Source organism: Azospirillum aestuarii, assembly GCF_016632405.1.
Lineage (GTDB): Bacteria > Pseudomonadota > Alphaproteobacteria > Azospirillales > Azospirillaceae > Azospirillum > Azospirillum aestuarii.
In genome coordinates, this window is sequence record NZ_JAEPIV010000020.1 from 100116 (window position 1) to 113968 (window position 13853).

Consider the following 13853-nt stretch of genomic DNA (forward strand, 5'->3'; position numbering starts at 1 on the left):
GGCACTATGGTTCTTTCCTGCTCCGAGACGCCTCCGCCTGTGCCACGGCACTGCGCTCGGTGAGCAAGCGGTCACCGTAGCGCAGCACCATCTTGATGTCCTTCCAGCCGCCGGCCTGGGCGATGGCCGCCACCTCGTGGCCGTCGGCCAGCAGATCCTGGGTGGTGCCGACGCGCACGCTGTGCCCGGAAAAGCGCTGCAGCACACCAGCGTCGGCGGCGCGGTCGTTGAGCACGCGGACGGCTGCGGTGTCGGACAATGGCGTGATGCCGGCGCGGTGCACGCCGACGAAGACGAAGTCGCGCGCCGCCGCGAGGGCGGCCCAGCGCGTCCGCCTCCGCGCAGCCTCCACGTTGCCCGCTGACGGTTCCGGTATGGCGGCGAGCGCCTGGTCGATGGCCGCGGCGTGGGCGTCGCGCCACACGTCCAGGGCCGCCACCGCCTCGGCGGTCAGGTGGCGCGCGTGGCCCTGGCCCTTCTGGTCGGTCTTGCTGCGGCGGATGCGGACCGAACCGCTGGCTTTGACCGGGTGACGCTCGAAGTCGTCCCAGCGCAGCCGCACCACCTCGCCGACCCGGGCCAGCGTGTCGCGCCAAACGAGGAGCAGCGCCCGGTCACGCAGATCATAGAGCGAGGCTGGTTTGCCGTCCTCGCGGGCGTCGCCGAGGCGCCGCTCGATCTCGGCGACCATGCGGTCGCTGGCCTCACGGGTGAGCGCCGGCGCTTGCCGCTGCCACACCCCAACGTCGCGCTCGAAGGCGTCGACGGCGAAACCGACCTTGCCGGTCTTGGTCGGGTCCGGCAGATCAGCGGAGCGGTGCAGCAGGCCGATGGCCCACAGGTACTGCTTCATGGTGGCCGCCGCGATCGGACCGGTGGTGATCGCGGTGGGCTTGCCACGCTTGGTGACGATCCGCCGGAACGGCTGCTTGGCAATGGACGCGACAAAGGCCGCCACCGTGGCCGGGGATGCGGGAAACCATCCATGGCCGCCGCTTTCGCACCACGCGCGGAACAACCGGACGCCGTTCTCGAAGGCTCGAATGGTCTTGGCGGCGCGCGCGCTCTTGAAATCGGCGAGGTACTCTTGGGCCCGCGCGACGATCTCGGGCGGCATCTCCTGCTCGGTGACAAGGGCGCTGTGCCGATCCGGGGCGCCGATGGCGGGGAGCTTTGTCGTCATGTCCTCACGACCCGGTCTCATGTGGTGCGGGGTGGAACGCGCCACCCTTTGGCACGGGTTTTGAACGAACTGCGAAGATGCGAGCGGATGCCGCCAACGCTGCTTTCGCGGTTTGCCAGGCCCCCGGTCGATTTCCGGCAATGGAGCCGGGAGAGTGGCGCTTCGGCGAGGGCATGGTGTGTTGACCGTCTGTCTTGATAAGTAAGGGGCTTTAGCGCTGGGTCAGGCGCAGCAGGCGTCGGTACCGCTGGTCCTGGACGGCGTCGGGCGCCTGTTCGCCCACCTCCTTGAGCCAATCGGCCAAGTCGTACGGGACGATTTCCGGTGCCGAACCGAGGGCGCCCTCGAGGAGATCGAGCGCGGCTGCCCAGTGGGTGGCGGCAAACTGCTGCTCCGGTTTCACCAGTTCGGCGGCGTTTTCCGCACCGGCTGTTCCGGCAAAGAGAAAGATCGTGGCGACATCCCAGAGCGGATAGGGAGTCAGAAGCGGAAGGATCTTCGCCACAGCGTGGGGAAACGCCGCACCTGCGGCGGCCGGCACGCGCGCGAGATGCTGTGAAACCTCAGGGCTGCGCAAAACCGCGTCGAACGGCCAAGCGGTGTCAAAAAATCGCGCACCAGCACGATTCCAGAGCTCCACCCGCTCCTCGGAAGGCGACATCTGCAGCCAACGGCCAACCACCTCGGCGGCGTCGCCCCGCGCACCTGTACTGGTCCGCTGCAGGATGCCCCGCATGCTGCGCTCGTCCGGCGCCGGATCAAGGCGACCGGCAAAACCGTCAAGCGTGCGCCACGTCATCTGCTCGACCAGCCTGGAAATCCCCTGACCGGACAAGCGGTTCAGCTTGACCTCCTGCGCGATCAGGGGTTGCAAACGGGCAAACAAGTCCGGCGTTAGACCGTGTCCGTACCGGGCCAGCACGTCCAGGAGTACCAAATGGGTGTCCGCCACCTCGGCGGTGGTGAGAGGGCCGAGGACGAGTTCCTCGGTCGCTTTGGGGAGGAGGCGGATCGCGCTGGACAGCCACTGGGTCAGGCGTGCCGCGACGAGCATCCGGGCGGGATCGGCAATGTCAGCGAGTTGCCGGTCAAGCGTGCCCCTCTGCGCCGCAATGGTCGAAAGCATAGGCGCGTGACGCTCGCTCAGGTCGGCGAGTGCGAGAGCAAGGAAGGCGACGTCCCCCACAGCTGTGTTCAGCGCACGGTGCATCAGGCGCTCGCCCTGGTGCGGAGCGAAGGGTGCGTCCGTGAGCGCTTCCCTCTGGGCGTAGGCTGCCAGATTTTGCCACGCCGCCAGCATCAGCGCTTGTTGAGACGCGACAAAGGTCGGCTCAGCTTTCCCGTCGCTGAACACCAAACGTTGCACAAAGTGTACGGCCGCTTGTGCCGTTTCGCACAGTGTGGTTGGGGATAGCTGTGCAATGGCACGCAAGACCTCGGCTTTCGTCGGCGGGGATGTTGCCTCCAAGACTCCCGGCTCACTGAGCCGCCGCAGCAGTCGCCGCCACAGACCGGCGGTGGCGGGCTCTTGAGGGGCCTTGAGCAAGGCGCCGAGGACCCGTTCCGGCTGATCCCGGATCAGCGCGTCGGACGCATCGCCGTCACCCAGCTGATGCCCCACGGTGTGTTTCACCATCGCCGAGACCAGCTCCGCGCCCTCGAGCCCGCCAAAGGCGGCGGCATCCCCGTCCGGCGCTGTCCTGATTAGCCCCTCTTTTGGAAGGGGGGCGGTCACCCCGGGAACTGGCTGATCGAGTCCAAGCCGGGTGTGCAATTCTGCGACCATCTGCAAAGACGTCGCTGACAGCGCACCGCCGGACGTGGCGATCGCCGCGAGCCGGCGCGCCCCCAGATCACTCCGCCACGCCAGACTCTCGTCCTCTGTTGCTGCGTGCAACGGTGAGGGGGCAGGACCAGTTTGCAAACGACCCTCCAGCGCAGCGCGGTCGGCGTCGCCGAGGCTCCGCCACCGGTCGACGAGGAGCAATTTAACTTCCGGCAAATCGAACCAGAAGTGCCGGTCGGACAGATCGGCGAAGGCCTGGGCCACCTCGGCACCCGTCCAGAGCTCCTGACGCTTAAGGGCATGAAGATACAAACGGAGAAACAGGAGGTCGTCGCGTAAGGACCACCCGGTAGCGACCCGACGCGCAACCGCACCATCCAGCTGGACAAGCCTGTCCCATGCGCCGGCGATGACCCGAACGAGCTCCGTGTGGTCGAGAGCGTATTGGTCGGGATCGCTGTCGCCGGCCGCGTGGTCTCTACGCCGCGTCCAATGCGGTTCGGTGGCGACACGGTTGATGGTCAAGCTCAGCCAGTCGCGCTCATCGGGCTGTTGGTACTGGCGCGCGAGCCAATAGACCCGGTCCAACTCCGCCTCGAGCGCACGCAGGAGACTCAGCAGCCAGCCAGCCGAATCTGGCAACGCGGCGACCACCTCCCGGTGTTCCGGATGACCATCCCACGCCAACCGGACAGAAACGAGGGAAAATGGATCGAAGGTTTGCGCAACGCTTGCGTCCACGGTGTCGGTCCTCGACCACGGCTGTTCGATGCGCACGGTGGGACGCAGGAATTCCGCCAACCGGTGGACGTCAGCCTCGTCCGGCGCCTCACGGGCGGCCTTGAGACGCTTGAGGATTTGGTAGGCGTAACGCTCCCGACGGTGGCGTTGGAGATCATCGGCCACGAGCAGCACCAAAAACCAGAACCGACGGACGGCGGGAGACCATGACGGAGAGGCGACATCAACGTGCCGTCGAAGTTCGGCAAGCTCGTCCCGCGAGAACCCCTGCAGTTGCGTCACAGTGTCGACATCTCCCTGAACCGTCACAGCACCGTTGGCGTCGTCTTCGAACAACCGCTTCGGCGGAGGAGGTGCGATCCGCGCGACGGTCCAGGACATGGCCTCAGGGGTGTGGAGTCGGTCGTTGAGCCACGCCGAAAACGCCCGCGCGTAGGACAATGACCGCGTGGTTGTGGGCCCGGCTTCGTCCTGGGGCGGGTTTGGACGATGGCTTTCAATCGCTTTGATCCAGGAGAAGTCACCCCCAAGCTCCCGAAATCGCGCGCTGTTGGTCGCCGTCGTCAGGAGCAGGCGCATGACCCGTTGGTCATGCTCAGCCGCCGCACCGTACGGCGTCGCTCCGATGGAGCGGAAGTGTCGGTCGGCCCACCCTTGGGGATCGTCGGTGAACGCCGCCCAGTCCGCCAGCGTCTCGTACAGTCGCTGCCACGCGGCGTCAGCCTCACAAAGCAGCGGCGTGATGCCCTTGGCCAGCCAATTGGCGGCGGCGGCGTCCAGGCTGTCGCCACTCACCTGGTCCAACGCGTAAATTGTCTTCAAATCCGGGAACCGACGGCGGTCAGCGGCGATCACGCTCAGGAGGTACTTGAGCGGTGCGTCTTCCGCGCCATACCCGACCAGAACCAAATGGTACCGGCGAACCAGATCATAGAGGAACCGCGCCGCCCAGCCGCTCCGCAGATAGGCATCGCCGAAATCCACGTTCGTGAGCACGAGTTCCGACGCCTCCAGCCGCGGCGTGAGCTTGGTGTCCCCCAGGCGCCCATGGAGGTGCAACACGCCGGTGAACTCGCGGGATCCGGGCGCGGGCAGATCGCGATTGGCGCGCGAGCGCAGCGGCATGGCGGCGTCGCACACCTCCGCCCAGGCCCGTTCGAACAAGGTGTCGAAGTTGGTGGTGACCAGCCGCGGGCAGCCTGCAGGATCGCGCGCGAGGGTGAGCAGGTCCTTGTGACGGTCGAGCCGTGTGGCCTTGTCGGCGTCCAGCGCTTTATCCACGGCCTCGCGCACCCGCTGATAGGCGGCGGGCCCCGGCGGCCCACCACCCTCCAGCCGACTTTCAAGTAACCCCAGAGCGACGTCGTAGGAGGCACTCGCAAACGCGTTGTGCTCGGCGTGCGGCACGCCCTCCGGCGCCGCGGGATTGGCCCCGGTCAGGTCGAAATAGACCGTCTCGGTCAGTTCTTTGAACAGCGGCAAGCCGCTGCCCTTGGAGGCACCGGCACCGACGATGAACACCACCTCGCCGACGTCGCGGGCACGGATGAGATCGAGGGGAATCAGCGGGCCGTCCGCGCGAAACCGGACGCTGTGGGGATGGGGCGCTGCGGAGAACGGCGGCGACAGGTCGGTCATCGGGCGGGACTTTGGGCAAGGATTGCTACGGCGGGACGGCCATCCTCGGCGGGCAACCGGCCGCCGTCAAGGGTTAGAGCTTTGGATAACGGCGATTATCCAAACCATCGGCGATGGTGGTCCGAGGCGACTCGGAAGTCGCGGAAGCAAACGAGGACTTCGGTATCATTTGCTGGCGCGCCGAGCGATGGCGGGGGCGCCTGCCCATGCCCGACGGTCAGGCTTCCGTCGCGGCGCCGATGCCGAAGCTCCACAGCGGGACAGGGCCCGTGCGCTCCCAACCGGCCCGCTCGTAATCGGCATGGTTGGAATAATGGACCTCCGCCTCGAGCCGCCTTACCCCGCGGCGGGCGGCCAGATGAACACATCCCTCCAGAAGAACGGGGAGGAAGGTCGCCTCGGCGGCGGGTTCGACAAAGATCTCCACGAGCCGCTCCGTCCACACCATCGCCACACCGACAACGCGGCCGCCGTCCATCCCCAAGACCACGGGCTGTTTGGTGTCAAGGAAACTCCGCCACCGGAAAGCGACGAGATCCTGCAGGAGTTCGCGGTGATCGCCCCCCTTTCCAGACAGGGGATCCGCATCCAGGGCCTCCAGCAAGTCCCGACAGAATTGTCGAAGCGCTGGGATGTCGGCGGCGGTGGCCGGCCGGACGCGCGGTACGGAGGCGCCGAGGCGGGTGGACGGTGACAAGAGAAGCAATGGCTCCCCTGGGCTCGCCATGCTCCGCGTCGTTCCTTCGCGAAACCCTCTCTGATGCAGCCGATGCAGCAGCAGGGCCCTCAGGCGACCATGAGAGAACGCGTTCACCCGCTTTTGGATGATGGTCCAGTCCTCAAGATGCCCCGCAGGTCCGCCCGCCGCGTTCGTTGGCTGAGCATCCCGATCGAACCGGGCGGCCTCCAAGGCGCTCATGTCGGCATCCAGTGCGGACAACGCACGCGCCGCCGATGTGACGGTCCGCTCCAGTCCGATCTCCTTCGCCAACTCCGTGATGACCTCGATGAGGGCTTGCGTGAGCACCGCTTGCGGCAACGCCGGATCCATTCGCTCCTGCCGCAGATCGGATCGGCACGTTGCACAGCGCCACAGAGGGCGCCGGAGCCGCCCGCCGAGCACGGACAGCGGAGACCGGCACGTCGGGCAGCACGGATTGAGCCAAACCTGATGCTCTGTGCAGACCCGGAACAAGGATCCCCGCCATTGCCAGCGGACATGGGGGATGGGGTCCGCCGCCCAGCAGCCGGGACAAAAGCGTGGGCTGCGCAGCGCTCCCGTCCACATCGCAGAGACGGTTGGAGAAAAGCGCTGCGCCTGCTCGAACCACAGAACGGGAATTCCGGTGCGTTGCGCGAGAAGCATGAAGGTGCGACGCGGCAGTCCGTTGTCGAGATCGGCCGGATGGCGACCGAAAACCCCGCGAAACTCAAAAAGAAGGGCTTGCGGCCCCACCGCGCTTGCCCAGGCATAACGGCTGAACCAGCTGCTGAGGAGCTCACCCTCGATGGGGGCCGGTTCGGACGCCCAATGGTGCGCCCCCTGACTGGGCCGGCCCCGTTCGAGCGGTTCGCAGGAATACACCTCGCCGTGCCCGATGGTCGGCAAGCGGCCCGCCATCAGGAAAGCCCGCGCAATTCGTCCGGTGAGAATCGCTTCGAAGGCGGCTCCAGCTTCAGGGAGTCAAAGAGGGCCAAGGTGATCTGTTCCTCGCCGCCCCGGACCGCCGCCACAGCCGCCGCAGCGACATTCTGCACGATGTCCCCGATCAGGCCTTCCGACACCTGGAAGATCCGCTTGGCCAGGGCCTCATCGGTCAGCTCGGACTTTTGGCGCAACGGCAGGGCGCGCACCAAACTGTTCAGCAGGCGGGCGTAATCAGCGTCGTACTGCCACCGCGGCAAGGACCGGTTGGTCAGCCGCGTACGCAGTTCGCCATCGTTGTGGATCGCTTCCGCCAACGACCGGTCGCCGATCAGCACCGGTGACATGTCCCAGCGATGGCCCATGACCCGCAGAAGCGTGTGGAACTCCTTCGCGGCGCTGCCCCGGAAGCCATGATGCGCATCGTCGAAGATGAACACCCGCGGTTCGTACTCATCGAGCAGGGCCTCTAACTGGTGGCGCCGCCCCTCGATCGTCCGTTGCGTCGGATCGGGCACCCGTCCCATCGCCCGGATCATGCCGGTCAGGAACTCCTGCCGCGATGCGTCGGTCGGCAGCTGATAATAATGCGAGGCACGAACCTGCACGGTTTCCATGCTGAGGAACTTATCGGCGACCATCGTTTTGCCGTTGCGAAACGGCCCGCACACGACCACGCCGGTTGTCCGGGTGGATTTCGGGCGCTCCCGCACCTGGGTCAGCGCGTCGAGGGCGCGGACCGCCGCGGGGTAGCCGATCCATCGGTTCGCTTCGATTGCGGCGCAACGCTCCGCGGTCCCCAGCGTTTCCAACTGCCGGCGTGCCTCATCGCTGAGATGGTCGGTCATGCATTCCCCCAGGGTTCCACATCGAAACAGTCGTCGACCACCGGCAAGCGGCCCAGTCCATCGCCGGACGTCTTGAGGCGATTGAGCGCCATCTCTGATGCGTGGGGCTTGGGGGCATCGCCAGCGACGCGCGCCGCCACCGCCTCACTGGCGGCCTTCCGGCTGACGCGCGGTTTGCGCCCGGTTCCCGCCGTCGGCGTCAGGGCCGCGTCGACCATCTCGCGTGACTTTCCCCGCTCCATCCAACTGGTTTCGGCTTCAGCCCGCTCTCGTTCCTTCTGCGCCTCCCACTCCCAAGCCGTCAGGGGCGTGAGCAAGCCGTCAGCCCGCGGCACCGCGACCCACGACTCCCACGACGGATGCCGTACGTAGATGTGGCTGACATCGTTGCGGTTGACCTTGATGCGCAGCGATTCCCGGCCGCGGTTGGCGTAAAGCTCGGCCAGTCGGGGATCCTCGTCCTCCCAGTAGGTGAGACCAAAGGCCGGAATCCCCTTGCTGGACAGGCGGCATGCTCGTTCCGGCAGGAAAGCGAGCTGCACCGCCTCCCAGTCGACGGTCAGAAGATGTTCGGGAATCCGGCAAGCGTGTTTGCCCCATTCGAGGTCGGGGCGCTTCCGGGTCTTCTCGTCCATCTCTCCGTTGCAGATGCGGAACGCGGTGATGGCGACCGCCGTCTCGATCTGCTCGTAGGTGAGGCAGGCGCGTTCCTTGGCCGGGTAATCGCCGCGGTCGGCGACAGAACGGCCTGTTTGTCCTCGGCCCTTGCGGAGCTGCTGATTGATCGAACCCTGGAGACGTTCGACGACGCCTCGGATGTGCGGTTCGCCGCGCCGTGGCTCCACCACGACGCGCAGGTCCTCCAGGCTCCGATTGTCCTGGAGAGACTTGTACCAAGCCGCCCGGTCCGAAATGATCCGCTCCGGCCGGCCGAAGACATCCGTGGCCTCGATGCCGAATTTCTGGAAGTAGGCTCCTTTCGGCCGAATGGCGTGCTGAATGCACAAGCCGATGGCCTCCCGGTTGGCCGAGCGCGGCCACAGCCAGAACCCCAGGATCATGTGAGTCAGCACATCGACCAGCACGATGACCCAGAGCCGCCTCAGGAGGTTGCCCTCATCGTCGACGGCAAGGACGTCGATCTCCGTCTCGTCGATCTGGCAGACCTGAAGCGGATAATCGGGCACCAGCGCGCCGCCACGCCGCCGATGTTTCCGCGCCGCAGTCCGATCGCCGCGGCGGCGCGCAACCTCTTCGGCGGTCCAATGCTTCCAAAGGCGGCTCTTCACCGTGTTGAACGAGACCGGCTTGAGCCCAGCTTGCTCCAACCGGCCGTTGATCACGATCATCGCCTCGTTCAGGGAACACCCTTCGGGGGTGAGGTGCTTTTGGTCGAGGATCGCTTTGACGATGCCCTCGGTCTCCGGTGGCAGCCTCGGGCCGCGGCCGGAATCATCCCGCAACAGGTCGCGGACCAGGCGGCGCTGGCCGTACTTGCGCAGGTAGCTGCGGATCGTCTGCGGCGTCCGCTTCAGCCGGGCGGCCAGATCGTCGATGGCGGCGGCACGCGCCTCGCTGTGCGGCGGAAAGCGATCAAGGATACGGTCGAGCTGTGTGGCGAGGCGCGCGGCCTCGGACCAGCGTGGGTCGCCCGGTGGGTCGTCGGATCGCTGCCCCATACCCTGCCGGCCCTCCCGCGAAAGCGTTCGGCTGCAAGAAAATTCTCAGTCGCAAGAAAGGTCTGAGCCACAAACGTCGCACGGAACCCGTTGAAATGTCGCTACGACCTTGGTGAGGGGCCACGAAAATTCTCAGGAGAAAGCGACACCCGGATGGTGCTCGAGGACGCCGCCGCCGCCGTCCGCCTCGATCACGGGCCGGCGGTCAATCCCCGCGTCCTGCGCGACCACGACCTTGGAATCGCCACTGGGCCGTCCAACCCCGACGTCGCCCGGGCCGCCCTGGTGCTCGCCCTGCTGCGCCACCTGCTGCGCCGGTCGCCGCGCCACCTCTTCCGCCCGGCCCGGCTCCTCGCCGGCGCCGGCCACCGCCGGCCGGCCGCGGCCACCCGGGCGCCCGGCCCCGGCCGGCTGCCCGCCTGGACCGGCCTCTTCGTCCCCGACCGCGCGGCGATCCACGACGCCCTGGTCGAGGCGCTCGACCCGGTGTGGCTCGGGGAGCTGGAGCGCCAGCCGCCGCTGCTCGCCGCCGCCCGCTTCATCGAACACTGGCACCGCTGCGGCGCCGCCGCCCTGCTCGGCGGCACGCCCGGCCGCCAGCTCGCCGCGGCCTGGCTGGTCCGCGCCGGCCTGCTCGAGGCGCACCTGCCGCTGATGAACGTCGGCTGGCTCGGCGCCCGCGCCGCCTACACCCCGGACGACCCGGCGCTCTGGCCGGGCCGTTTCGCCGAGGCGGTGACACGGGCGGCGGAGCGCGGCCTGCAACTGCACCGCAACCTGGACTCGTGGCGCGACCGCCTGCAGGAGGCCGCGGGAGAAGGCCGCCGGGCCTCGGCGTTGCCGCGCGCGGTCGAGGTGCTGGTGGCGCGGCCGGGGGTGTCCGCCACCGCCCTCGCCGCCGCGCTCGGCGTCACCCCGCGCGCCGCCCAGACGCTGCTCGACGGCCTGCGCCGCCGCGGCCTGGTGGCCGACCTCACCGGACGTCAAGCCTTCCGCGTCTGGACGGCGCCGGAACGCCTGTGAACGCGCCCGGAAACCGTAGCCGGTCCCCCGCCGCGGCGCCATGCCTGCCCCACGGCACCCCGGCGCTCCGCCAGCCGGGGCGGCCGAGGGGCACGCCCGGCGCCGCTTCCCGCCGGCTGGTGCTCACGCCGGACCTGAGGCACAGCGAAAGCCGAAGAGGACGCCGCGGGCGTCCGGGGCGAACCGGCGGCGGATCGCGCCGCGGACGAACCGCGCGTCGAGGATCCAGGAACCACCGCGAAGAACGCGCTCGGCGTCGTCCGTTTCCGGTCCGCGCGGGTCGGTGACCGCGTCCGCCGTGTAATCCCGCCAGCCGTCCGCGCACCACTCACAGACATTGCCCAACATGTCGTGGAGGCCCCAGGGATTTGGTTGCTTGCGGCCCACCGGGTGCGTCCCCGCCCGTGTGTGGGGATACTGCTTCTCCGGCCAGCCGGAGCTGTCATGACCATCGTCCAGCTCGAACCCGACGCCGCTGTTCCCGCCATACCAAGCGACCGCATCGAGTGCCGGGGCGTTGTTTTCGCCTTCGATTGCGATGGCGCCGCTGTACAGCGCGGTCTCGGTCCCGGCGCGGCAGGCGTGCTCCCATTGCGCTTCCGTCGGCAGCCCCAGCGACAAACCGGGGATGCGGCCGTTCAGGCGTTTCAGGAATCCCTGAACGTCGTTCCAACTCACGTTGTCCACGGGGCGGTCCGGCGACCGGAAGCGGCTTGGGTTGTCCGCCATCACCGCGCCCCAAAGCCGTTGGGTGCATGGGGTGTCGAACAGCCAGAAGCCGCGGGTCAGCGTCACCGCGTGCCGCGGGCCTTCGTCTTCCCACCGCCCCGGCTCATCCTCCGGCGAGCCCATCCGGAAGGTTCCCGGCGGAATCCAGCGCATCCGCTGGGTGGCGTCATCCACCGTGAGGGTCACGAAGACGCCGTACCGGTCCTGCCCCCAGCCGCTCGCCCAGTCCGGCGGGTGGCCGTCGGCCAACGGGTGCCGGCCGGAGGTTCCAGACCGGCTCACAGCCGGCTCCCCCGGACGGAACGCGGCCAGCCGGCGAGCCGTCGCCGGGCATCCGCCCCGGCTACCAGCACACCGGCCGCCCTTGCGTTTCGGCGGCCCCGGAGGAACGCCCCGGACGACGCTCTGGTCAGGTCCAGACTCCGTCCGGGCGTGAGCTGAGGCACAGCGAAAGCCGAAGTTGTCGTTGCGGTCGTCCGGGGCGTTCCGGTTGCGGATCGCGGCGCGGACGTTCCGTGCGTCGTTGATCCAGGAACCACCGCGAAGAACGCGCTCGGCGTCGGTGTTTCGACCATCGTCCCGCCTTTCAGGTTAAAGCCGGTCGAGCGCGTCGGCAAGAGGCCGGCGGCGCAGATGCTCCCGCCGCCATGCCGCGGCCTCGGCATGGGCGGTGATGGCCAGGGCGCCGCAGCACCCGGCCTGGACCTCTCGCGCGCCGATGCGCCCGGCCAGAAAGGCCGCCTCCCACCGGCGGCGCGCGATGGCGTAGCGCCGCTTCCGCCGCCGTGACAGGAGAAGACGGCCCGGCACCACGCGGTAGCCGCAGAAGGCCAGACCCGGACGGCTGCGGCCGATCCGGACCGGCTCCTTCACGGCCAGATCGAGCTCATCCCCGACATAGTGGCGGACATCCGCCATGACGGCACGGACGGCCGCCTTGTCGTCCCCCCACCACACAAGGTCGTCCATGGAGCGCACCATGCCGCGGACCTTGCAGCGTTCGAGCAGGAAACGGTCGAGGCCGCCCAGATAGGCGTTCGCGAAATGCTGCGAGGTCAGCGCGCCGATGGGAAGCCCCTTCCCGGGAGAATCGTGATGGGCGTCGACGATGCGGGCGAACAGGGCGAGAAGGCCGGCGTCCTTGAACCGCCGGCCCAGCAGCCGCAGCAGCCGGCCGTGGTCGATGCCGGCAAAATAGGATCGGATGTCAATCTGCCCGTACCAGGGGAAGCGGTCGGCGTGATGGGCGGCCCGCCGCACCGCCGCCAGGGTTCCCTTGCCGGGGCGGCAGGCGAAGGTGTCGTCCACCAATCCGCGCTCCAGCACCGGGCCGGCGTGGGCCATCACCGCGTGGTGCAGAACCCGTTCGCGGAAGCACGGGGCGTGGATGACCCGCGGCTTGGGATCGCGGATGCGGAACCGGCGGGTCTGCCCCACCGCCACCGTGCCATCCAGGATGTCGCGCCGCAAACCGGAAAGCTCGTCCATCAGGGCCGCGCGGAAGCAGCGGACCTCGTCCCGGCGGCCCTTGCCGCGCGCGGCGCGATGAAAGGCGGCAGCAAGCGTGTGCCAGTCGGCGATCTCGGCGAGCCCGACCGCGGAGCGCTTCATGGGGTGGCCTCCTGGGCCACGGTCCGCGCGTCGGGCGTGGCGCGCAACACCTCGAGAAACCGTTCCCCGTATTTCGCGACCCGGGCTTCGCCGATGCCGTCGATGGCCAGAAGCGACGCCGGGCTGCGGGCCCCGTTCTGCACCATGGCCGCCAACTGTTCGTTGGTGAACAGCGCGTAGGCCGGCACACCCTCCGCCTCGGCCAGGTCCTTGCGCAGGGCGCGCAAGCGGGCGAACAGGGCGAAATCCGCCTTGTTCAGCACCTCCCGGTAATCCAGCTTGCCGGGCCGTTTCGCGCCCGGCGCCCTCGGCGGCGTCATACCCGATGCACAGGGACCACACGCTGTTGCCGCCGTCCTGGACGAAGCTGCGGTCGATCGACAGAATCCGATGGGTGGCCAGAAAGCGGTTCAGCGCCTCGGCGGCGTCCTCGCCGCCATGGACCGGAATGGTGAAGAAGCAGAGCCGCATGCGTGATCCTCCCCACATCCAAAGTCCGTCCCTCCCGCCGCGGCGCCATGCCTGCCCCACGGCACCCCGGCGCTCCGCCTGCCGGGGCGGCCGAGGGGCACGCCCGGCGCCGCTTCCCGCCAGCTGGTGCTCACGCCGGACCTGAGGCACAGCGAAAGCCGAAGCGGTCGCCGCGGCCGTCCGGGGCGAACCGGAGGCGGAACGCGGCGCGGACAGCCCAAGCGTCGCGGCTCCAGGAACCACCGCGAAGAACGCGCCCGGCGTCGGCCGTTTCCGGTCCGCGCGGGTCGGTGACCGCTTCGCCCGTGTAGTCCCGCTTGCCATCCGCGCACCACTCCCAGACATTCCCGTGCATTTCGTGCAGCCCCCACGGGTTCGCCGGCAGGCTGCCCACCGGGACGGTTCGTTCCCGGGACAACCCCTCCGGTCCGTCCCCGAGCCGTTCACATATCGTGGACCTAACCTTTAGGTGCAAAAGCGCGCGTCGCAACCGCGTCCG

General features: G+C 68.4%; 10 protein-coding genes and 1 pseudogene. 1 reads left to right on the forward strand and 10 read right to left on the reverse strand.

Annotated elements, in window-relative coordinates:
- Positions 1-4: 4 nt before the first annotated feature.
- The 5 genes from JJL56_RS24915 to JJL56_RS24935 all read right to left on the reverse strand — a co-directional run bounded on the left by JJL56_RS24915 (position 5) and on the right by JJL56_RS24935 (position 9520).
- Positions 5-1183: a tyrosine-type recombinase/integrase gene (locus JJL56_RS24915; protein ID WP_200486701.1), complete on the reverse strand. Its 1179-nt coding sequence runs from the start codon at positions 1181-1183 to the stop codon at positions 5-7.
- A 211-nt stretch (positions 1184-1394) separates the two neighbouring features.
- Complete coding sequence (locus tag JJL56_RS24920) at positions 1395-5348, reverse strand: SIR2 family protein (protein WP_200486702.1); 3954 nt, start codon at positions 5346-5348, stop codon at positions 1395-1397.
- 217 nt (positions 5349-5565) lie between these two features.
- Positions 5566-6957, reverse strand: coding sequence for a TniQ family protein (locus JJL56_RS24925; RefSeq protein WP_200486703.1), 1392 nt, complete (start codon positions 6955-6957; stop codon positions 5566-5568).
- Between the two features lie 11 nt (positions 6958-6968).
- Positions 6969-7841: a TniB family NTP-binding protein gene (locus tag JJL56_RS24930; RefSeq protein WP_200486704.1), complete on the reverse strand. Its 873-nt coding sequence runs from the start codon at positions 7839-7841 to the stop codon at positions 6969-6971.
- Positions 7838-9520: an integrase catalytic domain-containing protein gene (locus JJL56_RS24935; protein ID WP_200486705.1), complete on the reverse strand. Its 1683-nt coding sequence runs from the start codon at positions 9518-9520 to the stop codon at positions 7838-7840. Before JJL56_RS24935 ends, JJL56_RS24930 begins: the two co-directional genes overlap by 4 nt.
- Positions 9521-9673: 153 nt before the next feature.
- Here JJL56_RS24935 and JJL56_RS24940 point away from each other — a divergent pair, with 153 nt between their 5' ends.
- Positions 9674-10543, forward strand: a complete 870-nt coding sequence (locus tag JJL56_RS24940; RefSeq protein WP_200486706.1) for a helix-turn-helix domain-containing protein — start codon at positions 9674-9676, stop codon at positions 10541-10543.
- A gap of 123 nt (positions 10544-10666) precedes the next feature.
- Here JJL56_RS24940 and JJL56_RS24945 read toward each other — a convergent pair whose 3' ends face one another.
- The 5 genes and pseudogenes from JJL56_RS24945 to JJL56_RS24965 form a co-directional block, all read right to left on the reverse strand.
- Entirely contained in the window at positions 10667-11554 is an 888-nt protein-coding gene (locus JJL56_RS24945; protein WP_200486707.1) for an SUMF1/EgtB/PvdO family nonheme iron enzyme, read from the reverse strand.
- A gap of 171 nt (positions 11555-11725) precedes the next feature.
- Positions 11726-11821: pseudogene (locus JJL56_RS34095) on the reverse strand (formylglycine-generating enzyme family protein); the annotation flags it as partial.
- Positions 11822-11863: 42 nt separating this feature from the next.
- Positions 11864-12883 carry an RNA-directed DNA polymerase gene (locus JJL56_RS24955; protein ID WP_200486708.1) on the reverse strand — a complete coding sequence of 340 codons (1020 nt, stop codon included), beginning with the start codon at positions 12881-12883 and terminating at the stop codon, positions 11864-11866.
- Positions 12880-13203 (reverse strand): HRDC domain-containing protein, encoded by a 324-nt coding sequence (locus JJL56_RS24960; protein WP_200486709.1) that lies wholly within the window; start codon positions 13201-13203, stop codon positions 12880-12882. Before JJL56_RS24960 ends, JJL56_RS24955 begins: the two co-directional genes overlap by 4 nt.
- A gap of 281 nt (positions 13204-13484) precedes the next feature.
- Positions 13485-13853, reverse strand: a 369-nt coding sequence (locus JJL56_RS24965) for a formylglycine-generating enzyme family protein (RefSeq protein WP_211111968.1), incomplete at its 5' end; no start/stop codon positions are given.

Bases quoted from the DNA above. Each gene is read 5' to 3' on its own strand.
- JJL56_RS24930 (WP_200486704.1), bottom strand. From the start codon at position 7,841: ATGACCGACCATCTCAGCGATGAGGCACGCCGGCAGTTGGAAACGCTG.
- JJL56_RS24915 (WP_200486701.1), bottom strand. From the start codon at position 1,183: ATGACGACAAAGCTCCCCGCCATCGGCGCCCCGGATCGGCACAGCGCC.
- JJL56_RS24920 (WP_200486702.1), bottom strand. From the start codon at position 5,348: ATGACCGACCTGTCGCCGCCGTTCTCCGCAGCGCCCCATCCCCACAGC.
- JJL56_RS24955 (WP_200486708.1), bottom strand. From the start codon at position 12,883: ATGAAGCGCTCCGCGGTCGGGCTCGCCGAGATCGCCGACTGGCACACG.
- JJL56_RS24960 (WP_200486709.1), bottom strand. From the start codon at position 13,203: ATGACGCCGCCGAGGGCGCCGGGCGCGAAACGGCCCGGCAAGCTGGAT.
- JJL56_RS24935 (WP_200486705.1), bottom strand. From the start codon at position 9,520: ATGGGGCAGCGATCCGACGACCCACCGGGCGACCCACGCTGGTCCGAG.
- JJL56_RS24940 (WP_200486706.1), top strand. From the start codon at position 9,674: ATGGTGCTCGAGGACGCCGCCGCCGCCGTCCGCCTCGATCACGGGCCG.